This window comes from Sphingomonas sp. (assembly GCF_019749955.1).
Classification (GTDB): Bacteria; Pseudomonadota; Alphaproteobacteria; order Sphingomonadales; family Sphingomonadaceae; genus Sphingomonas.
Window position 1 is genome coordinate 1 of the sequence record NZ_JAIEPC010000057.1, and the last position, 23,254, is coordinate 23,254.

Annotated in this window: 20 protein-coding genes and 1 pseudogene; 13 read left to right on the forward strand and 8 right to left on the reverse strand. The window is 67.4% G+C overall.

From position 1 onward, the window contains the following. From K2W81_RS11370 to K2W81_RS11380, 3 genes are all read left to right on the forward strand, one after another. Positions 1-1,665 (forward strand): peptidyl-prolyl cis-trans isomerase (locus K2W81_RS11370; RefSeq protein ID WP_294104366.1); only part of this gene is annotated, 1,665 nt, incomplete at its 5' end. Positions 1,666-1,670: 5 nt separating this feature from the next. Next, positions 1,671-3,182, forward strand: a complete 1,512-nt coding sequence (locus tag K2W81_RS11375; RefSeq protein ID WP_294104368.1) for a chorismate-binding protein — start codon at positions 1,671-1,673, stop codon at positions 3,180-3,182. A 264-nt stretch (positions 3,183-3,446) separates the two neighbouring features. Continuing rightward, positions 3,447-4,190 carry a class I SAM-dependent methyltransferase gene (locus K2W81_RS11380; protein ID WP_294104371.1) on the forward strand — a complete coding sequence of 248 codons (744 nt, stop codon included), beginning with the start codon at positions 3,447-3,449 and terminating at the stop codon, positions 4,188-4,190. Between the two features lie 194 nt (positions 4,191-4,384). Here the strand turns inward: K2W81_RS11380 and K2W81_RS11385 are convergent, their stop codons facing one another. Further along, the gene (locus tag K2W81_RS11385; protein ID WP_294104373.1) at positions 4,385-4,792 is read right to left on the reverse strand and encodes a hypothetical protein; all 408 of its coding nucleotides are present in this window, start codon (positions 4,790-4,792) and stop codon (positions 4,385-4,387) included. Positions 4,793-4,895: 103 nt separating this feature from the next. On the opposite strand from K2W81_RS11385, the gene K2W81_RS11390 reads away from it, so the two are divergent. Genes K2W81_RS11390 through moaC form a run of 5 tightly spaced genes read left to right on the forward strand, consistent with a single transcriptional unit; the run spans position 4,896 to position 8,825 of the window. Beyond that, on the forward strand, positions 4,896-5,990 hold the full coding sequence (locus K2W81_RS11390) for an alpha/beta fold hydrolase (protein ID WP_294104375.1): 1,095 nt from the start codon (positions 4,896-4,898) through the stop codon (positions 5,988-5,990). Positions 5,991-6,002: 12 nt separating this feature from the next. After that, on the forward strand, positions 6,003-6,587 hold the full coding sequence (locus K2W81_RS11395) for an aminodeoxychorismate/anthranilate synthase component II (protein ID WP_294104377.1): 585 nt from the start codon (positions 6,003-6,005) through the stop codon (positions 6,585-6,587). Further along, positions 6,584-7,579: an anthranilate phosphoribosyltransferase gene (trpD, locus tag K2W81_RS11400; protein ID WP_294104379.1), complete on the forward strand. Its 996-nt coding sequence runs from the start codon at positions 6,584-6,586 to the stop codon at positions 7,577-7,579. Before K2W81_RS11395 ends, trpD begins: the two co-directional genes overlap by 4 nt. Beyond that, positions 7,576-8,361 carry an indole-3-glycerol phosphate synthase TrpC gene (gene trpC / locus K2W81_RS11405; RefSeq protein ID WP_294104380.1) on the forward strand — a complete coding sequence of 262 codons (786 nt, stop codon included), beginning with the start codon at positions 7,576-7,578 and terminating at the stop codon, positions 8,359-8,361. The genes trpD and trpC overlap by 4 nt, the downstream gene beginning before the upstream one ends. Next, positions 8,358-8,825, forward strand: a complete 468-nt coding sequence (gene moaC / locus K2W81_RS11410; protein ID WP_294104382.1) for a cyclic pyranopterin monophosphate synthase MoaC — start codon at positions 8,358-8,360, stop codon at positions 8,823-8,825. The genes trpC and moaC overlap by 4 nt, the downstream gene beginning before the upstream one ends. A gap of 3 nt (positions 8,826-8,828) precedes the next feature. Here the strand turns inward: moaC and K2W81_RS11415 are convergent, their stop codons facing one another. Together K2W81_RS11415 and K2W81_RS11420 are read right to left on the reverse strand one after the other, a co-directional pair. Next, positions 8,829-10,220, reverse strand: coding sequence for a hypothetical protein (locus tag K2W81_RS11415; RefSeq protein WP_294104384.1), 1,392 nt, complete (start codon positions 10,218-10,220; stop codon positions 8,829-8,831). Positions 10,221-10,228: 8 nt separating this feature from the next. Then, positions 10,229-10,870: an ATP-binding cassette domain-containing protein gene (locus K2W81_RS11420; protein ID WP_294104386.1), complete on the reverse strand. Its 642-nt coding sequence runs from the start codon at positions 10,868-10,870 to the stop codon at positions 10,229-10,231. 94 nt (positions 10,871-10,964) lie between these two features. Here K2W81_RS11420 and glp point away from each other — a divergent pair, with 94 nt between their 5' ends. Next, on the forward strand, positions 10,965-12,146 hold the full coding sequence (glp, locus tag K2W81_RS11425) for a gephyrin-like molybdotransferase Glp (RefSeq protein WP_294104388.1): 1,182 nt from the start codon (positions 10,965-10,967) through the stop codon (positions 12,144-12,146). A gap of 57 nt (positions 12,147-12,203) precedes the next feature. Continuing rightward, positions 12,204-12,875: a transcriptional repressor LexA gene (lexA, locus tag K2W81_RS11430; RefSeq protein ID WP_294104390.1), complete on the forward strand. Its 672-nt coding sequence runs from the start codon at positions 12,204-12,206 to the stop codon at positions 12,873-12,875. A 22-nt stretch (positions 12,876-12,897) separates the two neighbouring features. Here the strand turns inward: lexA and K2W81_RS11435 are convergent. Continuing rightward, a pseudogene (locus K2W81_RS11435) lies at positions 12,898-14,988 on the reverse strand (ComEC/Rec2 family competence protein); the annotation flags it as partial. A 224-nt stretch (positions 14,989-15,212) separates the two neighbouring features. Between K2W81_RS11435 and K2W81_RS11440 the strand changes: the two are divergent. Together K2W81_RS11440 and K2W81_RS11445 are read left to right on the forward strand one after the other, a co-directional pair. Continuing rightward, positions 15,213-16,496, forward strand: coding sequence for a citrate synthase (locus K2W81_RS11440; RefSeq protein ID WP_294104392.1), 1,284 nt, complete (start codon positions 15,213-15,215; stop codon positions 16,494-16,496). A gap of 1 nt (position 16,497) precedes the next feature. Next, positions 16,498-16,689 (forward strand): hypothetical protein, encoded by a 192-nt coding sequence (locus tag K2W81_RS11445; protein ID WP_294104394.1) that lies wholly within the window; start codon positions 16,498-16,500, stop codon positions 16,687-16,689. Positions 16,690-16,693: 4 nt separating this feature from the next. On the opposite strand, the gene K2W81_RS11450 is transcribed toward K2W81_RS11445, so the two are convergent. The 4 genes from K2W81_RS11450 to K2W81_RS11465 all read right to left on the reverse strand — a co-directional run bounded on the left by K2W81_RS11450 (position 16,694) and on the right by K2W81_RS11465 (position 20,725). Further along, complete coding sequence (locus K2W81_RS11450) at positions 16,694-18,052, reverse strand: HAMP domain-containing sensor histidine kinase (RefSeq protein ID WP_294104395.1); 1,359 nt, start codon at positions 18,050-18,052, stop codon at positions 16,694-16,696. Continuing rightward, positions 18,049-19,149 (reverse strand): DUF2336 domain-containing protein, encoded by a 1,101-nt coding sequence (locus K2W81_RS11455; protein ID WP_294104396.1) that lies wholly within the window; start codon positions 19,147-19,149, stop codon positions 18,049-18,051. Before K2W81_RS11455 ends, K2W81_RS11450 begins: the two co-directional genes overlap by 4 nt. 34 nt (positions 19,150-19,183) lie before the next feature. Next, complete coding sequence (locus K2W81_RS11460) at positions 19,184-20,365, reverse strand: hypothetical protein (RefSeq protein ID WP_294104398.1); 1,182 nt, start codon at positions 20,363-20,365, stop codon at positions 19,184-19,186. A gap of 66 nt (positions 20,366-20,431) precedes the next feature. Then, entirely contained in the window at positions 20,432-20,725 is a 294-nt protein-coding gene (locus tag K2W81_RS11465) for an Hpt domain-containing protein (RefSeq protein ID WP_294104400.1), read from the reverse strand. 94 nt (positions 20,726-20,819) lie between these two features. Between K2W81_RS11465 and K2W81_RS11470 the strand changes: the two genes are divergently transcribed. After that, positions 20,820-23,153 (forward strand): hypothetical protein, encoded by a 2,334-nt coding sequence (locus tag K2W81_RS11470; protein ID WP_294104402.1) that lies wholly within the window; start codon positions 20,820-20,822, stop codon positions 23,151-23,153. Positions 23,154-23,254: the final 101 nt, after the last annotated feature.

Sequence of the window (23,254 nt, forward strand, 5' to 3'; positions counted from 1 at the left end):
GTCGACCGGCTGATCGATGGCCAGGTGATCGAACAATTCGCGCGACGCCACGGGATGGTGGTATCCAAACAATCGGTGGACAGTCGCCTCGCGGCGATCCCGCAGCTCCAGGGCATTGACGGCAAGTTCGACCAGAAGGTGTACGAACAGTTGCTCGCCCAGCGCCGGCTGACCGATGCCGATGTCCGCAAGGACATTTCGCGCAGCATCCTGATCGACCAACTGACCGCCCCAACCAGCGGCGCGGGCCAGGTGCCGCTGCGGGTGGCCCTGCCCTATGCCGATCTGCTGCTCGAAAAGCGGCGCGGCACCGTCGCCTTCATCCCGACGCGCGCGCTGGGGGCTGGCGTGCAGCCCACACCCGACGAGCTCAAGACCTTCTACAAGCGCAACAGCGCGCGTTACATCATCCCCGAGCGGCGGGTGATCCAATATGCGCTGGTCACACCCGAAGCCGTCAAGGCGGCCGCGACGCCGACCGATGCCGACCTTGCCGCCGCTTATCGCGCCCAGGCCGCGCGCTTTGCCGCGACCGAGAAGCGCACGATTTCGCAAGTCGTGCTCGCCGACAAAGCCGCCGCCGATGCCTTTGCCGCCAAGGTCAAGGCGGGGACGGCAATCGATGTCGCCGCCAAGGCGCTGGGCCTCGCCGCCGCCAAGCTGCCCGGGGTCGAGCGCAAGGCCTATAGCGAAGCATCGGGCGCCGATTTGGCCGCGCAAGTGTTCGGCGCGGCCAAGGGGGCGACGCTTGGTCCGGTCAAGGCCCCGCTCGGCTGGACCGTTGCTTATGTCGACGCCATTGAAACCGTTGCGGCAAAAACGCTCGATCAGGTGCGCGCCGATCTGGTTACCGAACTCACCGCTACCAAGACTGCGCGGGCCATGTCCGACCTGTCGACCAAGATCAACGACGCCGTCGACGCGAAGACCAATTTTGCCAAGATCGTCGCCGATTACAAGCTGACGCCCGTAACCTCCGCGCCGCTGCTCGCCGACGGTACGGACCCGACCAAGCCATCGCAGCCCGATCCTGCGCTGGCGCCGGTCGTGAAGGCAGCCTTTGCTGCGCAAGCGAGCGATGGCCCGCAGATCGTCGCCACCGGTGCAGGCGGCGCCTTCGCCGTGGTCGCGGTCGACAAGATCGTCGCCGCTGCACCGCCGCCGCCAGAAGAGCTCCGGCTGGCGATTGCACGCGACTTCACGATCGATCGCGCCCGCCGCGCGGCGCGGGTCGTGGCCGCCGATGTGATCCGCAAGGTCAATGGTGGCACGCCGCTCGCCGAAGCGCTCAAGGCGACGAAGCTGACGCTGCCCGCTGTCGAGCCCGCCGCCGCGAGCCGCGCACAGCTTCAGGCCTCGCCGCAGGGCGCACCGCCCCCGCTGACGCTGATGTTCACGATGGCGGCGCGCACGGCCAAGCTGATCGAGGCCCCCAATTCAGCCGGGTGGCTGATCGTCTATCTCGACGCGATCGACCGTGGCGATGCGCGCGGCAAGCCTGAGGTCGTCCGCGCTCAGCAGAGTGATCTGGGCCGAATGCTTGGCGGTGAATATGTCCGCCAGTTCATCGCCGCGATGCGCAGCGAAATCGGCGTTACCAAGCAGGCCGAGGTGATCGCCAAGGTGCGCAAGGAACTGCTCGGCACGACCAGCACGGCGCCCTGATCGGCATGGCAGACGGCACGGCAAGCGGGATTGACGCGGCGCGGGCGGCGCTCGCGGCGGGGCGCCCGGCGCTGCTGTGGCACCGGCAGAGCGCCGACACCGAAACACCCGTTGCCGCCGCGCTCAAGCTGATCGAGCCGGGGCGCGGCGATTTCCTGCTCGAATCGGTCGAAGGCGGCGCGATCCGGGGGCGGCACAGCCTGATCGGCCTGGCGCCTGATCTGGTGTTTCGTGCGGCCGGTGAGGCTGCCGAGATCAACCCGCACTGGCTTACTGATCGCGACGCTTTTGCCCCCTGCCCCCAGCCGACGCTGGCGGCGCTGCGCGCTTTGGTCGCCGACTGCCTGATGGACGTGCCGAGCGAGTTGCCGCGCGCGCTGGCCTGTCTGGTCGGCTATTTCGGCTATGAGACGGTGGGTCTGGTCGAGCGGCTGCCGCGCGCGGCGGGTCAGGGACTTGGCTTGCCCGACATGATGTTCGTGCGCCCGACGGTGATCCTGATCTTCGACCGACTCGCCGATGCGTTGTTCATCGTCGCGCCCGCCTGGCCCGGTGGCGATCCCGAGCGGACGATCGCCGACGCCAGCGACCGGATCGAGGCGACGGCTGCCCGGCTCGCGACCACCCCCCTGCCCGCGCCAACCCGCGCCGAGCCGGAGGAAATCGCACTGACGCCGGTGCTGCCCGCCGGACGCTATGGCGAGATGGTCGCGACGGCGAAGGACTATATCGTCGCGGGCGACATTTTTCAGGTCGTGCTCGCCCAGCGCTTTACCGCGCCGTTCGCGCTGCCGCCGATCGAGCTTTACCGATCGCTGCGGCGGGTCAACCCCTCGCCTTTCCTCTACCACCTCGACCTGCCGGGCTTTGCGCTGACCGGATCAAGTCCCGAAATCCTCGTGCGCGTGCGCGACGGCGAAATCACGATCCGCCCGATCGCGGGCACAAGACCGCGGGGGCGGAATCCGGCGGAGGACGAGGCCAACCGCGCGAGCCTGCTCGCGGACCCGAAGGAACGCGCGGAACATCTGATGCTGCTCGATCTCGGTCGCAACGACGCGGGGCGCGTGGCGAGCGCCGGGTCAGTGCGCGTTACCGACAGCTATGGCGTCGAATTCTACAGCCATGTCATGCACATCGTCTCGAACGTCGTCGGCCAGCTCGACCCGCGCCACGACGCGATCGACGCGCTGTTCGCGGGCTTTCCGGCAGGCACCGTTAGCGGCGCGCCGAAAGTGCGCGCCTGCGAGATCATCGCTGAGCTGGAGGGCGAGGCCCGCGGTGCCTATGCCGGCGGCGTCGGCTATTTCTCACCCGACGGATCGATGGATTCGTGCATCGTCCTGCGCACGGCGGTGGTGAAGGACGGCATGATGCACGTCCAGGCCGGCGCCGGCATCGTCGCCGACAGCGATCCGGCGTACGAACAGCGCGAATGCGAGGCCAAGGCGGGGGCGCTGCTGGCAGCGGCACGCGAGGCAATGGCTAGGGCGAGCGGGGTGGGGTTTGGGCAGTAACGTTGGCTGCCATCGAAGCGCTGCGTCCCCGTGGTCACCACGGCGTAGCGCTGAGGCCCACCAGCCGGGATCGCCTCAAACGCCTCGCACGGCTGCGCAGTGGGTCCCGGCACAAGGCCGGGATGACGATAAGTGGCAGGGCAGCTAACCCCCCATTCTTCGCCATCTAAGGCGACTTCAGCCAATCCCAAAAGCCGCTGGTCCGAATGCGCGATTTATACCCTCTCACTAGCGGACGCTGCCAACTCCGGTTAGCGTCGGCAAATGCCAGACCAACTCTTTGCTGACCCCTATCTGGCACAGGTTTACGACGCTTGGCACCCTCGATCGGTGCGCGACGACTACGACTTCTACATGCCTATGATGCTGTCGGCCGCTTCAGTTCTAGACGTTGGCTGTGGAACGGGAACTCTACTCTCGGAAGCAAGGTTTAAGGGCCATAGTGGACGGTTGTGTGGTCTCGATCCAGCTTTCGGTATGCTCGCTGCCGCTCGTCGGATTGCAGAGGTTGAGTGGGTGCAAGGCAATCTGCGATCTGTAACTTGGGAAGGTGAGTTCGACCTTATTGTGATGACCGGCCATGCCTTTCAGACGATAGTAACCGACGATGAGCTTCGCGCATCATTGCAGGCGGTGTGGCGAGCACTTTCACCGGGCGGATGCTTCGCGTTTGAAACTCGTAATCCGAAGGCGCGGGCGTGGGATCGGTGGCGACCTGAAAATTCAGTGACCGTTCAGATGCCGGACGGCAACTATGTTGATATAACAACTCACATTGTTTCTCCCTTTGATGGAAGAACAATTACTTTTACACACACCTTCGATGGACCGCACAGCAGTTTGCCGCAGATAAGTCACAGCACGTTGCGTTTCTTAGACATAGAACCCTTGCGAAAACTATTACAAAGCGAGGGTTTCGAGATTGAAGGGGAGTTTGGCGACTTCGATGGTCAACCGCTTTCTTACGAATCTCCTGAAATTATCATGATTGCTCGTCGCCACCGGTAGTTCAACGATCCTCCAAGCCAAGGCATAAAGCGGTGGCGGCGCGATCCGCCGCACTTGCGAAGCTGGGCACCTCCAACAACTCCTCGATAGCCGCTAGAACAGTGCGGCGTGGTCGAAAGGCAGCTATGCAAGATTTGCGAGTCAAAAGCTGCCCGAGAACTATTCACCAACAAACGACCTTGCGGCCCCTCTACCTACCGCTCGCCCACCGCATCCTTCTTCGCCTGCCGCCGCTCGGCCGCCCACTGCTGGATCATCTGCTGCACACAGCCGCTGAAGCCTGCCGAGCCGACCACCGAGCAGCTTCCCGGGACGGCGCCATTGACGCGGCTGACCTGGTCGATCGTCTCGACGCGGTTGACCCAGCTGTTCGAGGCGGGGCTATACGGCGCCGCACGGAACTGGCGCGGGATGCGATAGGGGGTTTCGCTCGGCGCGCAGACGACGACTTCATTTTCGTTCGCGGCGGGCGGGCATTTCTCGCCGGGTTTGAGCAGGATCGATCGGATGCGCTCGGGCGGCTGGCCGTGGGTTGCGGCGTCCTGCGCGACGGCGACCGTCGGGAGCACGAGCAGCACGGCAGTGATCAACGGGCGCAGCATCGCAACTCTCCTCGACAAGCCATCAGCATTGCATATCGGTCCTTTCGCCCGCCTGAACAAGCCGCGCGCTTGACCGCACGGGGGGCATTGATAGGCTTCGGCCATGTTCCGCCTCCTCTTCGCCCTCGCCGCGCTTATCGCCGCCCCTGCCAACGCCGCGCCCTGGCCGACGACCGAGGGTGATTTCGTCGCGCGTGATGTGCGCTTCGGCACCGGCGAGACGATGCCCGAGGTTCGCCTCCACTATACCACGCTCGGCACACCGCACCGCGACGCGCGGGGGCAGATCGACAATGCCGTGATGGTGCTCCACGGCACCGGCGGCTCGGGCAAGAATTTCCTCGTGCCGCAATTCGCCGACGAACTTTACGGCTCCGGCGCGCCGTTCGATCTCGCCACCACCTATGTCATCCTGCCCGACAATATCGGCCACGGCGGATCGTCGAAACCAAGCGATGGCTTGCGGATGGCGTTCCCGCGCTACGACTATGACGATATGGTCGCGCTTCAGCATCGGCTGCTGGTCGAGGGGCTGGGGGTGACCAAGCTCAGGCTCATCCTCGGCACGTCGATGGGCTGCATGCATGCGTTCGTCTGGGGCGAGACCTGGCCCGGTTTCGCCGAGCGGCTCGCGCCCTTCGCGTGCAATCCGGTGCCGCTTGCGGGGCGCAACCGGATGTGGCGCAAGATGGCAATCGACGCGATCAAGGCCGATCCGGCGTGGGCGAACGGCAATTACACCGCCCAGCCCGCCGCCGGGGTGCGCACCGCCGCCGATCTGCTGATCCTCGCAGGGCTCAACCCCGTGGCGGCGCAAGCCCAATTCCCGACGCGCGCCGCGACCGAAGCCGCGCTCGACGCCGCCTTTGCCCGCGCGAGCAAGATCGACGCCAATGACGCGCTCTATTACATCGATTCCTCGCGCAACTATGACCCGTCAGCGGCGCTCGAAAAGATCAACGTGCCCCTGCTATGGATCAACTCGGCCGACGATTTCATCAACCCGCCCGAGCTCGGTTTCGCCGAGACAGCGGTCACGCGCATGCCCCGCGCGCGCTTCATCCTGATCCCGGCCAGCGCCGAGACCAAAGGGCACGGCACCCACACATGGGCCAAGTTCTGGAAGGCTGATCTCACCAAGCTGCTCGCCCAGAAAGCCGTTGGGCCACCCCTTCCCCCGGCTGCACCCGCCCGCTAAGGGCGGTCGGCCATGATCCTCGTCATCGACAATTACGACAGCTTTACCTGGAACCTCGTCCATTATCTGATGGAACTGGGCGCCGAGGTGCAAGTGGTGCGCAACGACGCGCTGACCGCCGCCGAAGCGCTCGCGAGCAATGCGCACGCCTTTCTGATCTCGCCGGGGCCGAAGACGCCCAACGAAGCGGGCGTGTCGCTCGATCTGGTCGCCGCCTGCGCCGATGCGGGCAAGCCGCTGCTCGGCGTGTGCCTCGGTCATCAGGCAATCGGCCAGCATTTCGGCGGATCGGTCGTGCGCGGCGGGCTGATGCACGGCAAGACCTCCCCTGTCAGCCACGACGGCAGCGGGCTGTTCGCCGGCCTCCCCTCGCCGTTCACCGCGACGCGCTATCATTCGCTGATCGTCGAAGGCGCGCCGGAGACGCTGGTGGTCAACGCCACCGCCGATGACGGATCGGTGATGGGCTTTCGCCACGCGACGCTCCCCATCCACGGCGTGCAGTTCCACCCCGAGAGCATCGCCACGGAACACGGCCACGCGATGCTCGCGAATTTCATGACGCTCGCGGGTCCGGCGCTCAAGGCGCGCGCGTGAGCGCTTTTACCGCGCTGCCCGATCCCGCGCAGCCCCTCTCCCGCGACTCCGCCGCGCAGGCCTTTGCCGACATTCTCGACGCCCGCACCAGCGAAGAAGCGATTGCCGATTTCCTGATCGCGCTCAGCCAGCGCGGCGAGACGGCGACCGAAATTGCCGAGGCGGCGAGGGCTTTGCGCGCAAGGCTGATTCCGATCGCGGCGCCCGCTGGCGCGATCGACGTCTGCGGCACCGGCGGCGACGGACACCACACGCTCAATGTCTCAACCGCCGTCTCGCTGATCGTCGCGGCGTGCGGCGTGCCGGTCGCCAAGCACGGCAACCGCGCCGCCTCGTCGAAAGCAGGTGCTGCCGATACGCTCGAAGCGCTCGGGCTCGACATGGCGCGCGCGGGGCGGCTGGCCGAGGCAAGCCTGCGTGACATCGGCATCGCTTTCCTGTTCGCGGCGAACCACCACCCGGCGATGGCGCGCATCACCCCCATTCGCAAACGCATCGGCAAGCGCACCATCTTCAACCTGATGGGGCCGCTCGCCAATCCGGCGCGGGTCACCCGCCAGCTCATCGGCATTGCCCGGCCCGATTATGCGCCAGTCTATGCCGACGCGCTCGCGCAACTCGGCACCGAGGCCGCACTCGTGGTGTCAGGCGAGGAAGGGCTCGACGAGGTTTCGGGCGCCGGGCCAACCGTCGTGGTCAGCGTCGGCGGGATTGCCCTGCCGCCCCGCGTCACGCCGGAAGACGCCGGACTGCCGCGCCACCCGATCGCCGCCATCCGCGGCGGCGACCCGGTCTATAACGCCGCCGCACTGCGCCGCCTGCTCCAGGGTGAGACCGGCGCCTATCGCGACGCCGTGCTGCTCAACGCCGCCGCCGCGCTTGTGGTCGCGGGCCATGTTGCCGACCTTTGTAACGGCGTCGAGGAAGCGCGCGAAACACTCGACAACGGGCTTGCCAATGCATTGCTCGATTGCTGGATTGCCTATTCATGACCAATATTCTCGACCGGATCCTCGAAACCAAGCGCGCCGAAGTCGCCGCGCGCAAGGCGTGCACCTCGCTCGCCGAACTCGACGCCGGGATCGCGCAACAAAGTCGCCCGCGTGGTTTTCGCGCCGCCCTTGATGCGCGGGCGGGTGACGGCCCCGCGCTGATCGCCGAGATCAAAAAGGCCAGCCCGTCGAAGGGCGTGATCCGCGAGCATTTCGATCCGCCCGCGCATGCCCGCGCCTATCAGGCCGGGGGTGCCGCCTGCCTGTCGGTGCTGACCGACGAACACTGGTTTCAGGGCGCCGACAGCTACCTCAGCGCGGCGCGCGACGCCTGCGATCTGCCGGTGCTGCGCAAGGACTTCATGATCGATCCGTGGCAAGTGACCGAGGCGCGCGCGATCGGTGCCGACGCGATCCTGCTGATCATTGCCGCGCTCATCGACGAGCAGCTTGCGGAGATTGAAGCCGCCGCGATCGACTGCGGCATGGACGTGCTGGTCGAAGTGCATGACGCGAAGGAACTCGACCGTGCGCTGAAGCTCAAGTCGCGGCTGATCGGCGTCAACAACCGCGACCTGCGCGATTTCTCGGTGAGCTTCGATCGCACTTATGAGCTGATCGCGCGCGCGCCGGAAGGCTGCACCTTTGTTGCCGAAAGCGGGCTGTCGACCCGCGCCGATCTCGACGCGATGGCGGCAAAGGGCGTCAAATGCTTCCTGATCGGCGAAGCGCTGATGCGCGCCGACGATGTCGAAGCGGCCACGCGGGCGCTGCTCGGATGAGCGACCTGACGCATCTCGACGATACGGGTGCCGCGCGCATGGTCGATGTGGGGGCGAAGGACGCAACGCAGCGCGAGGCGGTGGCGACCGGGCGCATCACCATGTCGGCTGAGGCTGCAACGGCAATCGCGCAGGGCACCGCCAAGAAAGGCGATGTGCTCGCGGTGGCGCGGGTTGCGGGCATCATGGCGGCCAAGCGCACCAGCGATTTGATTCCGCTCTGCCATCCGCTGCCGCTGACCAAAGTGACAATCGATCTCGCGCCCGATCCGACCGGCGTCACCGTTACCGCGACCTGCGCCTGCACCGGTTTGACCGGCGTCGAGATGGAAGCGCTGACCGCGACGAGCGTCGCGCTGCTGACGATCTACGACATGGCCAAAGCGATCGACAAGGCAATGATCGTCAGCGACATCAAGCTCGTCAGCAAGACCGGCGGCAAGTCGGGCGACTATCGCGCCTGAAGCTCAGCTCGACAGATAACCGTACCAGAGCACCAGCAGGACGAGCCGTGGCGCAAAGGCTGAACGGCTGATCGTCGCGAGGACGACTGCCACCACCGACGCCGCCGCACCGACCGCAAGCGCGAGTACCACCGGCTCGACCGAGAATCTCACCGCTGCCGCTGGCAGCGCAAGCAACAGGGCCCAGCCCGTCCCCGCCAGCACAAACGCCAAGCGCCGCAGCATCGGTGGCTGGAACGTCGTTTGCGTCAGTGCCAGCAGCCCGCGCGCCTCGCTCCGTCCGGCATGCGCGACGAGCCCGAAGACCAGCAGCAAGAGCGCCGCCGGGCTGCCGATATGGCGATAGTCACCGAACAAACCGGCAATTACCACCCCCGCCCCTGCCAGCAGGAACAGCCGCCCCGAACCAATCAACCGAAATTCGCCGAGCACCAGGCCGGCAAACGGCAGCGCAATGCTCCGGGCCGGCGGCGCGTCCGCGATCACCACAGGCGGCGGCCCCGCCGCCGTCAAGCGATCGATCGCGCCTGCAATCCGGCCTTTGCGCCGCACCGTGTGCGGCTGGTAAACGAGTCCCGCCAAAGCCGCGACCAGGACCGCAATCCCCGCCCAGGCGAAGCGCGACGCGATATAGCCCTCGGCGTACAGGCCTTCGAACACATTGAGCCGCACGCGCCCCGGCTTCAGCGCATTGGTCGAACCGATCGAGAAATCCGGACCTGCCGACGGCGCGGTCCCGACCATCGGCCGCACAAAGCCCGGAAAGTCGTACATATTGACAGCAAAGCTGGTTGGCAGGCTGCTGACGGCGGCGGGCATGGCGATGCTCACCAGCCACAAGATTAAGAACGCGACATCGCCCCACGCCCCGCGCGTCCATCGCATCGCGTCGAACAAGATGCGGATCGCGGCCAGGCCCATGAACGATGGCGCCGCGATCAACCACAGCGTCCAGCTGATCTCGATCAGGTCGAGCGGGCCCGAGACGATCAGCCACCCCAGGAACCACCCCGCGAGCGTGAGCGTCGCGAGCATGCCGAGCATGACGCTTGCATCGGCGGCCCAGCGTCCCAGCGCGATCGGGATGCGTTGCGCCGCCGTGACTTCCTCGATCTGCCACGGCTGGCGCCGGGTCACGTTCGAGCGAAGATAGAGATAGGCAATCGGCAGCAGCAGAGTCGACACGACAATGCCCAGCGATACGCCGAGCATCCCCGACGTCATGATCGGCAGATGATTGCGGATCGCGATCTGCACCCCCGTCCCGTCATCGCGCGCGATCATGAAGCGCGCGCCAATCGGCCCGGCGAGCAGCACCAGCCACAGCGCCCAGCTCCGCGAATAGCGCTTGAGGCTGGTGGTCAGCGACGATCGCGCGATGGCAAATCCGCTCATGCCCCCGATCATGCGTAACCGACGCGGCCGTCGGCGACACGGAGCATCACCTGCGCTTGCGGGGCGAGCTTGTCAGCCAGGTGCGTGGTCATCACCACGGCGGCAGTGCGCGCGTATTCGAGCATCAGCTCGCCCAAGCGGTGCGCGGTATCGCCGTCGAGCTCGGCGGTCGGCTCGTCGAGCGCGAGCAGCTTGGGCGTGCCGAGCAACGCTTGGGCAAAAATCAAACGGCGGCGCATCCCCCCCGAATAGGTCGAAATCCGCCGGTTGATGTCCGGGTGCAGCCCGATCGCCTCAGTGATCGTCGCGAATTGCCGGTCGGCAGCAGCAAGATCGAGCCCTTTGAGCGCCGCGATATGCATCGCGAATTCGCGCGCGGTCAAATCATCGGGCAAGTCGACGGCTTGCGGCGCGTAGCCGAGTGCCCGTCGCAGCGCCCCGCGCGCACCGGGCAGCGCGGCCCCTTCCCACGAAATCCGCCCGCTGCTCGGCCTTTCGGCGGTGGCGATCAGCCGCAAGAGCGTCGATTTGCCCGCGCCGCTCGGACCGATCAGCAGCGTGAGGCCGACCGGAAAGCCGACCGTCACACCGTCGAGCACCGTCTTGCGGCCATAGGATTTGGCGATGTCGTCGAGTTGAAGCAGCGTCATGGCTAGTGTGTTATAATAATCATACAGTCGGCGCAACCCCGGTGCACCGTTGATCGGCTTCGCAGCAACGCTGCGTTGTGCCATGAGCGGCTGCATGTCGCTGCTGCCCGTCACCGAAGCGCAGGAACGCTTGTTCGCGCTGGCCCCGCGCGTGAATGCCGAGCGCGTGCCGCTGGGCGCTGCCGCTGGGCGCTGGCTTGCGGACGATGTCGTAGCGAACCGGACACAACCGTCGGCGGACCTGTCCGCGATGGATGGCTATGCGGTGCGCTTTGCCGATCTGCCGGCACCGCTGACCGTGGTGGGGGAAAGCGCCGCTGGTCGTCCGTTCGCCGGGACGATCGGGCCGGGCGAGGCCGTGCGCATCTTCACCGGCGCCGTTATGCCCGCAGGTGCCGACACCGTCATGGTGCAGGAGGAAGCGGCGCGCGACGGGGACCAGTTAAGGCTAGACGGCGAAGGCCCCGGCCGCGCGGGCCGCAATGTTCGCCCGCGCGGACTCGATTTCACGCAGGGCGATATCCTGATCGCGCGCGGCGAGCGGTTGACCCCGGCGCGGATCGCCCTCGCCGCCGCCGCGGGACATGGAACGCTCGCAGTCGCGCGAAAGCTGCGCGTTGCAGTGGTGGCGAGCGGCGACGAACTGGTCGCGCCCGGCACGCCCGTCGGCGCGGGCCAATTGCCCGAATCGAACGGTGTCATGCTGGCGGCAATGCTGGCCGAACTGCCGGTCGAGGTCATCGACCTCGGCATCCTGCCCGATGAGCTTGAAGTCATGACGGCGTGCTTCGCCGCGATCGACGCCGATATCCTCGTCACCAGCGGCGGCGCGTCGGTGGGCGATCACGACCTCGTCCGCCCCGCGCTGACGGCGGCAGGCGGCACGATCGATTTTTGGCGGATCGCCATGCGGCCAGGCAAGCCGATGATGGCGGGGCGGCGGGGTAACGCAGTGGTGCTCGGGTTGCCCGGCAACCCGGTCTCGGCGTTCGTCACCGCAACCCTGTTCCTCAAGCCGCTGATCGCCGCGATGGCGGGCGCGACCAATCCACGCCCCGCAGCCCGCAGCGCCACGCTCGGCGCCGGACTTCCCGCCAACGACCACCGCGAGGATTATCTCCGCGCCGAAAACCGCGACGGCCGCGTCTTCGCCGCGTCGCGCCAGGACAGTTCGATGCTGCAAACGCTCGCGCGTGCGGACTGTCTGATCGTCCGGGCGGCGGGCGCGCCCGAGGCCAAAGCAGGCGACTCGGTGCAAATCCTCACCCTCGCTTGACTTAATTCTTTTTGTTGCCTAATCGTTCGGCGTCTGTTCCAGACGGTGGAGAGTGTGATGCTGACGCGCAAGCAACATGAACTGATTTGCTTCATCAACGACCGGCTGAACGAGTCCGGCGTATCGCCGTCGTTCGAGGAAATGAAGGAAGCGCTCGACCTGAAATCCAAGTCGGGCGTCCACCGCTTGATCAGCGCGCTTGAGGAGCGCGAGTTCATCCGCCGCTTGCCCAATCGCGCGCGCGCGCTCGAAGTGCTGCGCATGCCCGAGCGGCCCGAGACCAAGAAGAAATCGGTGGCGCCCTCCGCCCCCGCCAATGTCCGCCAGGTGCCGCAACCAGCGAACGACGTGATCGAAATCCCGCTGCACGGCCGGATCGCCGCCGGTGTGCCGATCGAAGCGTTTGAGGATTCGGCGATGCTCGCGGTGCCCGCCGCGCTGCTTGGTGGCGGTGAACATTATGCGCTCGAAGTATCGGGTGACTCGATGGTCGATGCCGGCATTCTCGACGGCGACTATGCGCTGATCAAGCGGCAGGAAGTCGCGCGCGACGGCGAGATTGTGGTCGCGCTGATCGAGGATAGCGAAGCGACACTCAAATATTTCCGCCGCGAAGGCGCGATGGTCCGGCTCGATCCGGCGAACCGGAGCTATGATCCGCAGCGTTACCACCCGGCGCAGGTGCGCGTTCAGGGAAAGCTCGCCGGACTGCTCCGCCGCTACGACTGACGGCGATCGTTGGCGGTTTGCGCCATGGGTGACGGTCACCGGGGGAGAGCACCGTCGTGATCGTGCCCGCGCTGAGGCTGATCGCAACCCCGCCGGTGCGCGCCAGCACCGGGCGGTCGAGTTTCAGCCAGCGCGGGGTGCAGCCGCGTGGCAGGCGGCGCTCGCTGACGACGATATCGGCTTGGCCGCAAGCGGCAATCAGCGCGGCGGCATCGATGCGGTAGGCACTGCGCGTCGCCAATATCCGCCAGCGCCGCGCGCCGACCACGCGCTCGGCCAGGCACAAGTCCGCCGTGCAGCGCGCGAAATCCTGTTCGGCGAGCAGCAAGGGGACGCCATCGATCCCGCCATTTTCAGCCAGCATCGCTTGGGTGTAGTCGCCCGCACGGTCGCGCAGCATCGCGACCTCACCCGCCGGGGTGCGCAACGCCAAGTGGCGGCCGTCACCTGTCACCAGCAAATCAGGGAGCGGCGTCGCTGCCGTCCACAACGCGCCCCCAGCCATCGCGATCAGCCCCAGCGTGCGGGCGCGCGTGCGCCAGAGTCCGATCCATAGCCCACCCGCCACGATCAGCATGAAGGCACCCGTCGGCATCGCCGGGATCATCGCGACGGCGCCCGGCGCGCTTGCCGTCAGATGCGCAATCGCCAGCAACAGCTGCAATGCCTGCGTCGTCAGCCACCAAAACGGCGCCCCCGCCCCCACCAGATCGAAAAGCAACGCCAGTGCTTCGAGCGGCATGACGACAAAGGTCGTCAGCGGAATCGCGACGATATTGGCGAGCGACCCGTACAACCCCGCCTTGTGGAAATGATAAAGGCCGATCGGCACGAGTACGACCTCGACGACAATGCCGGTCAACAGCAGCGCCGCGAGTTGGCGCAGCGCATGCCGCCAGCGCGCTTCCTCCCGCGCCACGAACCAGCCGTGCACGCGCGGCGATTCGTGCAGCGCGACGATGGCGGCGACGGCAGCGAACGATAGCTGGAAGCTCGGCCCCGCCAACGCCTCGGGCCAGACGACAAGCACGATCAGCGCCCCCGCCGCCACCAGCCGCAAGGTCATCGCCTCACGCCCCAGCGCAATCGCCGCGAGCACCAGCAGCGCCGCGACGCACGACCGCACCGTCGGCACTTCAGCCCCCGTCAACAACGTATAGCCGATCGCCGCCAATGCCCCCGCCCCGGCCGCCACCAGCGGCAAGCGCGCGTGGAGCGCGAGCCAGGGGCTGAGCGCGAGCAACCGCAGCACAATGAGCATCGTTGCGCCAACCACCGCCGTGATGTGCAGCCCGCTCACTGACAAGAGATGCGCGAGCCCCGCACGCCGCATCGCTTCGGCATCATCGAGCGCAATCGCGCCCTGATCGCCCGTCGCGAGCGCGGCGGCAATCGCGCCGGGACTGCCCGGCGATTGCGCTTGGATATGCGCCGACAGCCGCGCGCGCAGGCCACTATCGGTTGCCCCTTGCCGTACCAATGTCACCGGCGCAAAACCGCGCCCGGTCGCGCCGACCTGATCGAACCACGCGACGCGGGCGTAATCATAGGCGCCGGGGACGGCGGGCGGCGGCGGTGGCAGCAAACGCACCCCCAGCCGGATCACCGCGCCAGCGCTCAGACCTACCGGCGCATCGACGTCGCGCAGGTTGACGCCGAGATGCGGCGGCAGCGCGGCGACCCGCATCGGCCCCGCGCTGGCCAACAGCGCGCGCGGCGCCAGCCGCAGCCGCACCAACCCCCTTGGTGGCAGTGGATCGACGCGCTCGACCAACGCTTCGATCGTGACCACCACCGGCTTGGCCAGCACCGGCGCCGCCACCCGCTCGGCCCGCCACCAGATCAACGCGAGGCCCAACGCGCTGGCGAAGGTCGCGATAGCGATGACCCGCGTCGCGCGTCCGCCGCGATCAACCGCCAGCGCCGCCGCCGCCGCACTCACCAACAACAGCGCCGCCAGCGTCCAGCCGCGCGCATCGCTGAGCGCGAACCACAGCGCAATACCGCTGCCCAGCATCACCGGCAGCCATAGAAACAGTTGATCGCGCTCGGCTTCGAGCCAGCGTTCGGCTGCAGCGGTCGCACGCGCGAAAGTGGCAGCCAGATCAGCCATCGCAACCAAGTCTGCGAGCGAAGCCCCGCCCGCGCAAGCCGATGCCCCCGCAAATCCGCGCGCGCGGGTGCCACCGCGCGCATCTGGCCCGGGCCGCGACCACAGCGCGCTTGACGCCGTCAATGGCTGGGATACGGAAGGCCGCAATCGACCCGGCAACTGCCACGTTTCTGCGCCAACCGGATTGCCCGGCCGGCGCCACGGAAGACAAAGGAGCTATACGCATGTCCGACACTGCCAAACTCACCGTCGACGGCACCGATCACGACTATAAGGTCGTCTCGGGCGCGATCGGCCCGCAAGTCGTCGACATTCGCAAGCTCTATGCGCAGACGGGCAAATTCACCTTCGATCCCGGCTTCACCTCGACCGCGAGCTGCGAATCGGGGCTGACCTATATCGATGGCGACGAAGGCATTTTGCTCCACCGCGGCTATCCGATCGGCCAGCTCGCCGAACAGTCGAGCTTCATGGAAGTCTGCTATCTGCTGCTCAACGGCGAGCTGCCTACCGAGGCTGAACTCGGCGAGTTCAGCTACACGATCACCCGCCACACGATGCTGCACGAACAGCTAATGACTTTCTATCGCGGTTTCCGCCGCGATGCGCATCCGATGGCGATCATGTGCGGTGTCGTCGGCGCGCTTTCGGCGTTCTACCACGACTCGACCGATATCACTGATCCGCGCCAGCGCATGATCGCGAGCCACCGGTTGATCGCCAAAATGCCGACGATCGCGGCGATGGCGTATAAATATTCGGTCGGCCAGCCGTTCCTCTATCCCGACAATTCACTCAGCTACACCGGCAATTTCCTGCGCATGACCTTTGGCGTGCCGGCCGAGCCCTATGTCGTCAATCCGGTGATCGAAAAGGCGCTCGATCGCATTTTCATCCTCCACGCTGACCACGAGCAAAATGCGTCGACCTCGACCGTGCGGCTTGCCGGTTCATCGGGTGCCAACCCGTTTGCGTGCATCGCGGCCGGGATCGCCTGCCTGTGGGGCCCGGCGCATGGCGGTGCCAACGAAGCCGCGCTCAACATGCTGCGCGAGATCGGCACCCCCGACCGCATTCCGCATTATATCGAGCGCGCCAAGGACAAGAACGACCCGTTCCGTCTGATGGGCTTCGGCCACCGCGTGTACAAGAATTACGATCCGCGCGCGACGGTGATGCAGCAGACGGTGCGCGAGGTGTTCGCGGCGATGAACGTCACCGATCCGGTGTTCGAAGTGGCGCTCCAGCTCGAGCAAATGGCGCTCAACGACCCGTATTTTATCGAGAAGAAGCTGTTCCCGAACGTCGATTTCTATTCGGGCGTCATCCTGTCGGCGATCGGCTTCCCGACGACGATGTTCACCGCGCTGTTCGCGCTTGCCCGCACCGTCGGCTGGGTCGCGCAGTGGAACGAAATGATCGCCGACCCCGAGCAGAAGATCGGCCGCCCGCGCCAGCTCTACACCGGCCCGGTCCAGCGCGATTACGTGCCCGCCAGCGATCGCTGACATGCGCCGCGCCCTCGCCATCATCGGCGCGCTGATGATGACGATGGGGCTGCTGTGGATCGGTCAGGGGCTTGGCTATGTGCGTTGGCCTGCGTCGAGCTTCATGATCGACCAGCGCCCTTGGGCCGTGCGCGGCCTTTCGCTGGCGGTTGCAGGGCTTGGCTTGTTGCTGTTTGCGCGGGGGCGGCGCTAGGCGTTCACTCACGTGCCGGAAGCGTGAACGTAAAGCGCGCGCCCTGCCCCGGTGCGCTGTCTACGGTGATGTCGCCGCCCATCGCGCGGGCCAGCCGCCGCGCGATATAGAGCCCTAACCCACTCCCGCCCGGCTCGCTCGGGTCGACGCGTTCGAATTTTTCGAAAATGCGCGCCTGATCGGCGATCGCGATGCCCTTGCCTTGATCGGCGACGACCAGCCGCGCGCGGTCACCGTCGCGCTCGGCGCGGATCCATACCATACCGCCCGGCGGCGAATAGCGCACGGCATTACCGATCAGGTTGACGAGAATTTGGAGCACACGTTTGAATTCGCCAATCGCTGGCAGTGCTTCGTCGGCGGCAGGCCGGTCGATCCGTACAGCCCCCGCCGCCGCGCGCACCGCGAGCAGCCCGGCTGCACGGCGCGCGATATCAGCGAGATCGACCGGCTCAGCGGCAATGGCGAAATCGGGACGCTCGATCGCCTGCAAATCGACCAGATCATCGACCAGCCCGAGCAGATGCCGCCCCGCCGTCGCAATGTCGGCGGCATAATCGACATAATCTTGCCGCAGCGGCCCTTCGGCCTGCGCGTTGATGCTGTCGGCATGCGCGATGATCCGCCCGAGCGGCGCGCGCAGTGCCTGATCGAGGCGGCTCGCAAAGGCCACCGATTGTTCGCGCGGCCCGCCTGCGTCCGCCTCGACCACCAGCGCGGAGCCCGTCAGCCCGGCAAACCCGCCGCTCGCATCGAGTCGGGTCACCGCCGATAGCTGCACGCGCTGGCCCGTCGCGCGCAGCGCCGCCGGTTGATTGTCGAACCGCGCGCGCATCGCCAGCGCGGTCAGGATCGGGACGCTGCCCGCCTCATCCTCGCCAAGCTTGAACAGCTGCGTCAGCGGCTGGCCGAGCAGCGCGGCGGGATCGACTCCCTGCCCCGCGCCGAGCTCGCTCGCGACATGCGTCAGGCGCAGCGCCGCATCGGTTTCCCAACCCCAGCCGCCCGCCGCACGCACCAGATCGACCTCGCGCTGCACCGGATTGGCGTCGGCCCGCCACGCGCCACGGGGGCGCCAGCCGCTGATCGTCAGCCGCACCCCGCCCTCGGCTTGCGGTTCGGCGCGCGCCCACATGTCGAGATCGGTGTCGCCATCGGCCGCGACGACCGCGCGCGACACCAGCACGCGCAGCCGCTGCGCGAGCCGCACCAGCGTCGCGAGCTGCGGCACCGCAAGCGGTGCGCCGACCCTTCCCCCCGCGCGCGTGTTGAGCGCGTGCAGCCGGGCATCGGCCTCGACCAAATGGCCGGCGGCGTCGATGCGGGCATGGATCACCGGCAAGGCGGTATCGATCTGGTTCACGCGCCTGCCCCAAGCACATCCATCGCCGCGCGCAAATCGGCATGACGATAAAGCGGCGCGAGGGCTGCTTCAGCGGCAGCGGGAGTCACCGCCATGATCGCGTCGAGCTGGTCGGCGAAGGCCTCGACATCGCGACCCGGTGCGGCCTCGCACAGCGCCAGCCCCAGCCGCGCAATCGTTTCGCGGTCGAGCGCGGCGGCGCGCAGCATGATCCAAAGCCGATCGCTCTCGGGGTCGATCAGCACGTCGCGCACGCTATCGAACCCCAGCCCAATCGCCTGCGCGAGCAGTGCGACGAACAGCCCCGGCCGCCGATCCGCGAGCGCTTCGCACAGCAACTCGCCGCGCTCGCTCGGCTGCGGCGCGAGCATCGCCACCAGCCGCATCGCGGCGGCCTCGGCGCGCTCGCCTTCGTCATGCACCGCCAGCGCGCGCTCGGCCGCTTCGGTGAGCGCGCGGTCGAATGCGCTGCGATCGTCGCTGGCACCAGCAAACGCACGATGGAGCGCGGCTGCCGTCCACCAGACGAGCTGGTGCTGCTGCTCAGCCGCAATATCGTTACGCGGGGCCGCCCCATCGATCGCATCGCGGCGGCGCGCATCAGCGGCCATCAACGCCGATGCAGCGGCTGCGACCACGCCGTCGCGGTGCTCAACCAGCCGCACGAGCAAGCTCGGCCGCTCCGCCGTCGTCGCGGCAACCGGCAACCGCTCGGCCAGCAGCGCCAGCCCGGTCCGCCCCAGCATCGCGCGCATGAAAGCCGGATCGCCGATCAGTCCGGCGTCGCGCAACGCCGCAAACACCACCGGCGCGGCCTCGCTCAGCGCCAGTGCAGGCTCGGGCAGGCCGCGCGACACCAGCAACCGCGCGGCAAATTGGCGCAAATCGCGTTCGACCAGCGCGCACAAGCCCGCAATCATATGGTGGAGCGCCGACCGGTAGCGATCGTCGAGCCGGTCGGCCTCGCTCAGGTGCAGGTCGGCGGTCGCTGCGGCGAGCCGGCGACGGGCGCGCACGTCATCGGCTGCTCCGCGCGCGAGCAGTCGGCTGGCATCCGCCGGGAAGCCATCGTTCATGTCGCCTCGGTCGATCGACATGTCTCACGCCTAGGGAAGTTGCGTTAAAACCAGACTAAGGCTTTTCGCGTAATGCCTCAATGGCGGCGCCGAGCGTCACCCCGGCATAGCCCGCCACCGCCAGCAATCCCGTCAGCGGCTGGCTGAACGCCGCGAACGGCAGCAGCAGCAGTGGATAGGCAGCGGCGCTCCCCCACCAGCGACGACGGATATGCTCATTGGCGGCCCGCTCGGCGAGCCCGCCCAGCCCGACCAGCGCGAGCGCCGCGATCAGGCTGGCCAGCGCCGCCCCGCCCGCGCTGGCGGCATAGCCGAACAGCAGTGCGGCAAGCGCTGCCCCACCCACGATCATCGCTTGCTGCGTCCGCGCCAGCGCGGTTTCGTCGCGCATCCATGCCAGCGCCACGCCGATCGCGAGCGCCACGGTCGCGCCGAACACCAGCACGAGGCCCGCCACGGTCCAGCCCCAACCGGTCAACGCCAGCCCGACCAGCATCGCGGCGCCACCCCCGCCCGCAACGCCCCCGCCCGACACCGCATGGCTGATCAGCCACGGCATCGCCGCGCGCGCGACCGGGGCGATCAACCAGCGATCGACCCAGCTGATCCGGTTCGACACATAAGCGGCGAGGACAGCATCGTTGCGCCCGCGCAACTGCGTCGAGTCATGCTCGATCCCATGCCCGCCCCGGCTCCGTCCCGCCGGGAGCGAGAGATGTTCGGCGCCTGCCTGCGCACACACCCGCAGCAGCGTCGACTGGAAATCATATTCCTTCGGCAGCGCCGCGACATCGGCGAGCCGGGCCGGCTGGACGCGCGCAATCCCCGCCCAGATTGCGTCGCGCCCGACGCGTTCGAGCCCCGGCAGCGCGTCGGCATCGGTGGTCACCAGCAACAGGTCGCCGCCTTCGCCGGTCATGGTTTCGACAATGTCGCCCGTCGTCACCAGCCCGTCGGCCAGCACCACGACGCGCGCGAGTGGGTGGAGCTTGGCCACCGCTTCAGCCGCTGATCGCACGGCATCAACGGCAATCCCGCGCCGCGCAATCCGGTTGATCGCCCCGATCAGCTCAGGGGTCAGCCGCGCGACAACGACCGCGATCTGGCTGATGCCAGCCGCGATCAGCAAGCGCGCCTGAAATTCGAGCAACGTGCCCCCGCCAAAGGGCAAGGTGGCAACCAAAGTATCGGGGCGATCGTCCGCATCATCGATCGCGAACAGGAGGCCGGCAAGCATCGCCCTCGCTTAGGCGTGCGAACGCGGCTTGGCAAAGGCGTTAGGATTTGTGGTGGGTATCGCGCCTCAAAGCCGCGCGACGGCGCGCACCACGCGATCGGTAATGCGCGGATCGTGCGGCACAGCCTCGGCGGCTTCGCTGGCGATTGCCATCAGCCGCACCGCGCCGAAGCTCGCGGCCAGTCCCTTCAGCCGCAGCGCTGCCGCACGCCAGGCTACGGCGTCCTCGGCCGCCTGCAACCCGGCACTGGCGCGCGCCGCACTTTCGACGAACGCCGCGCGCAATTCGGCGATCAGCACCAAGTCTTCACCCAGCGCGGCGGCGAGCGATGCGTCAATTGCTCCAGGATCATAGGCCATGCCTTCACGCTAGCGTGCGAAACGTTAACGCCGCGTTGCCACCCGTTACCAGCGGGGGGCTTTGCGCAGACGTAAATCGTGGTAAACACCCCGTATGAACGGGGGTTCGCGTATCATCGATCTACGGATCGGCTCGATCGACAAGCCGGCGGCGGCAATGCCCGACGAGGGTGACGACGCGCTGCTGCTTGAGGAAGCCGCGCCGTCTGCACCACTCCCGCTCCAGGCACCCGACCGGGTCGAGTTCGAGGACGAAGCCCCGCCCGCGACCGTCTGGCGCTGGCTGGGACCTGCGCTCGCCCTCACCGCCGTCGTGGGTTGGCTCGGCGGGATGATCGCGCTGAGCTGGCCATCGTTGAGCGCCGGTATCGCGCCGCTCGCACTCGTCCAGTTCATCGCCGCCTTATGTGTGCCGCCCGTATTGATCGGCATCCTGTGGCTGCTCGCGCAACGCACCAGCCGGACCGAGGCACGCCGCTTCGGCGCAACGGCGCAGGCGATGCGCGCCGAAGCGCGCGCGCTCGACGCCACCCTCGCTGCCGTATCGCGCCGGATCGAGGCCAATGGCCAGCAACTCGCCGCGCAAGCCGAGATGCTGACAGCGACTGGCGACCGCGCGGTCGATCGGCTCGCCGCGACGACGTCGGGCATTGCCCAGCAGGTCAGCCACGCCGATGCGCAGGCCCGCACGCTCACCGATGCCGTGACCGCCGCCGAACGCTCGCTCAGCGTGCTGCTGGCCTCGCTCCCGCGCGCGCAGGGCGAAACCGCCAGCATCGCCAGAACGCTCGAAGCGACCGGCCTCGAAGCCAGCGAACGCGCCGCAGCGCTCGGCGCGCAGCTCGCCGCGCTCGCCGAGCAAGGGCGCATTGCCGACGATGTCACCGGCACCGCCGCGCAAAAGCTCGCCGCACACATCACCCGGATGGAAGCGACCAGCGAAACCGCCAGCGTGCGGCTGGAGCAAGTCACCGGCGCGATGTCCGATGCGGTCGACGGCCTGCTCGGCCGTACCGCTGGCGCCGTCGACGAAGCGCGCAAAGGCATCGCGGCACAGGGCGACGCCATGCTGGCGATGCTCGAAGCGAACCAATCGGCGCTCGACCGCGCGAGCCGCGACAGCGTCGAGGCGCTGGCGGGGCGCATCGCCACGATTGAACAGGTCATCGACCGAATCGCCGCGCGGCTCGGCGAGCAGCGCACCACGAGCGACGCGCTGGTGCGCGATCTCGACCATCAGTTCCAGGTCGTCGAGGCGCGCGTCGACGATTTCCACAAGCGCGGGATCGACCGCACGCAAATGCTCGCCGCCTCGATCAGCGCGCTCGGTGGCTCGGCCGACGCGATGACCGAAGCGCTCAACACCGGCGAAGCGACCGCGCGCAAGGTGATCAACACCAGCGAAGACCTGCTGACCTCGCTCGACGCCGCCGCGCGCGAAATCGACGAGACACTGCCCGAAGCGCTTGCGCGGCTCGACGCGCGCATCGCCACCAGCCGCAGCGTCGTTGCGGGCGCCAAGCCCGAACTGCTGTCGCTGGTAACCGCCGCCGAGAGCACGCACGACGCGATCGAGGCAATCGCAGGCGTGATTCAGGGCCAGCGCGCGACGCTCGACCAGCTCTCCAAACTGCTCAACGACGCGCTGGCGACCGGCCGCGAGCGCGCCGAAGCAATTGGCGAAACGCTCGACGCGACGATCGGCCGCACCCAGCATTTCGCCGAACAGGCCGCACCTCAGTTGATCGAAGCGCTGATCCGCGTGCGCGATACCGCCGCAACCGCCGCTGACCGTGCGCGCGATACGCTGACCAGCGTCATCCCCGAAGCGGCGACGCTGATCGAAAACGCCAGTGCCGAAGCGATGCAGCGCGCGATGGGCGATGCGATCGAGCGGCAACTCGGCGCCATCGCCACCGCCGCCGATGATGCCGTGGCCGCCGCTCAGCGCGCGTCGAACCGCCTCGCCGATCAGATGCTGACGATCGCCGAGACCACCGCGCTGGTCGACGCACGGATCGAGGATGCGCGGGAGGAACGCGAAAAGGCCGACACCGATGGCTTCGGGCGCCGTTCGTCGCTGTTGGTCGAAGCGCTCAACTCATCCTCGATCGACATTGCCAAGGCATTCTCGACCGACGTCGCCGACAGCGCCTGGGCCGCTTATCTGAAGGGTGATCGCGGTGTCTTTACGCGTCGCGCCGTGCGCCTGCTCGACGCCACCGAAGTGCGCGAAATTGCGCGCTTGCACGAAAATGACCCGGCCTTCCGCGAGCAGGTCAACCGCTACATCCACGACTTCGAAAGCATGCTGCGCGGCGTCCTCGCCCAGCGTGACGGTGCGCCGATCAGCGTAACCTTGCTGTCGTCGGACATGGGCAAGCTGTACGTCGCGCTGGCGCAGGCGATCGAGCGGCTGCGGAGTTAGGGGCGGCGGCGGCGCCATAAGTAGCTTCAAGGTCCTAGTTTGGTGGTTAGGCGACAGTCGGCTTTTTGGAACGGCTTAGTCGAAAGCCGGCATACGCGCGG

Bases quoted from the DNA above. Each gene is read 5' to 3' on its own strand.
- K2W81_RS11375 (WP_294104368.1), top strand. From the start codon at position 1,671: ATGGCAGACGGCACGGCAAGCGGGATTGACGCGGCGCGGGCGGCGCTC.
- K2W81_RS11380 (WP_294104371.1), top strand. From the start codon at position 3,447: ATGCCAGACCAACTCTTTGCTGACCCCTATCTGGCACAGGTTTACGAC.
- K2W81_RS11385 (WP_294104373.1), bottom strand. From the start codon at position 4,792: ATGCTGCGCCCGTTGATCACTGCCGTGCTGCTCGTGCTCCCGACGGTC.
- K2W81_RS11390 (WP_294104375.1), top strand. From the start codon at position 4,896: ATGTTCCGCCTCCTCTTCGCCCTCGCCGCGCTTATCGCCGCCCCTGCC.
- K2W81_RS11395 (WP_294104377.1), top strand. From the start codon at position 6,003: ATGATCCTCGTCATCGACAATTACGACAGCTTTACCTGGAACCTCGTC.
- trpC (WP_294104380.1), top strand. From the start codon at position 7,576: ATGACCAATATTCTCGACCGGATCCTCGAAACCAAGCGCGCCGAAGTC.
- moaC (WP_294104382.1), top strand. From the start codon at position 8,358: ATGAGCGACCTGACGCATCTCGACGATACGGGTGCCGCGCGCATGGTC.
- K2W81_RS11415 (WP_294104384.1), bottom strand. From the start codon at position 10,220: ATGAGCGGATTTGCCATCGCGCGATCGTCGCTGACCACCAGCCTCAAG.
- K2W81_RS11420 (WP_294104386.1), bottom strand. From the start codon at position 10,870: ATGACGCTGCTTCAACTCGACGACATCGCCAAATCCTATGGCCGCAAG.
- glp (WP_294104388.1), top strand. From the start codon at position 10,965: ATGTCGCTGCTGCCCGTCACCGAAGCGCAGGAACGCTTGTTCGCGCTG.
- lexA (WP_294104390.1), top strand. From the start codon at position 12,204: ATGCTGACGCGCAAGCAACATGAACTGATTTGCTTCATCAACGACCGG.
- K2W81_RS11440 (WP_294104392.1), top strand. From the start codon at position 15,213: ATGTCCGACACTGCCAAACTCACCGTCGACGGCACCGATCACGACTAT.
- K2W81_RS11445 (WP_294104394.1), top strand. From the start codon at position 16,498: ATGCGCCGCGCCCTCGCCATCATCGGCGCGCTGATGATGACGATGGGG.
- K2W81_RS11455 (WP_294104396.1), bottom strand. From the start codon at position 19,149: ATGTCGATCGACCGAGGCGACATGAACGATGGCTTCCCGGCGGATGCC.
- K2W81_RS11460 (WP_294104398.1), bottom strand. From the start codon at position 20,365: ATGCTTGCCGGCCTCCTGTTCGCGATCGATGATGCGGACGATCGCCCC.
- K2W81_RS11465 (WP_294104400.1), bottom strand. From the start codon at position 20,725: ATGGCCTATGATCCTGGAGCAATTGACGCATCGCTCGCCGCCGCGCTG.
- K2W81_RS11470 (WP_294104402.1), top strand. From the start codon at position 20,820: ATGAACGGGGGTTCGCGTATCATCGATCTACGGATCGGCTCGATCGAC.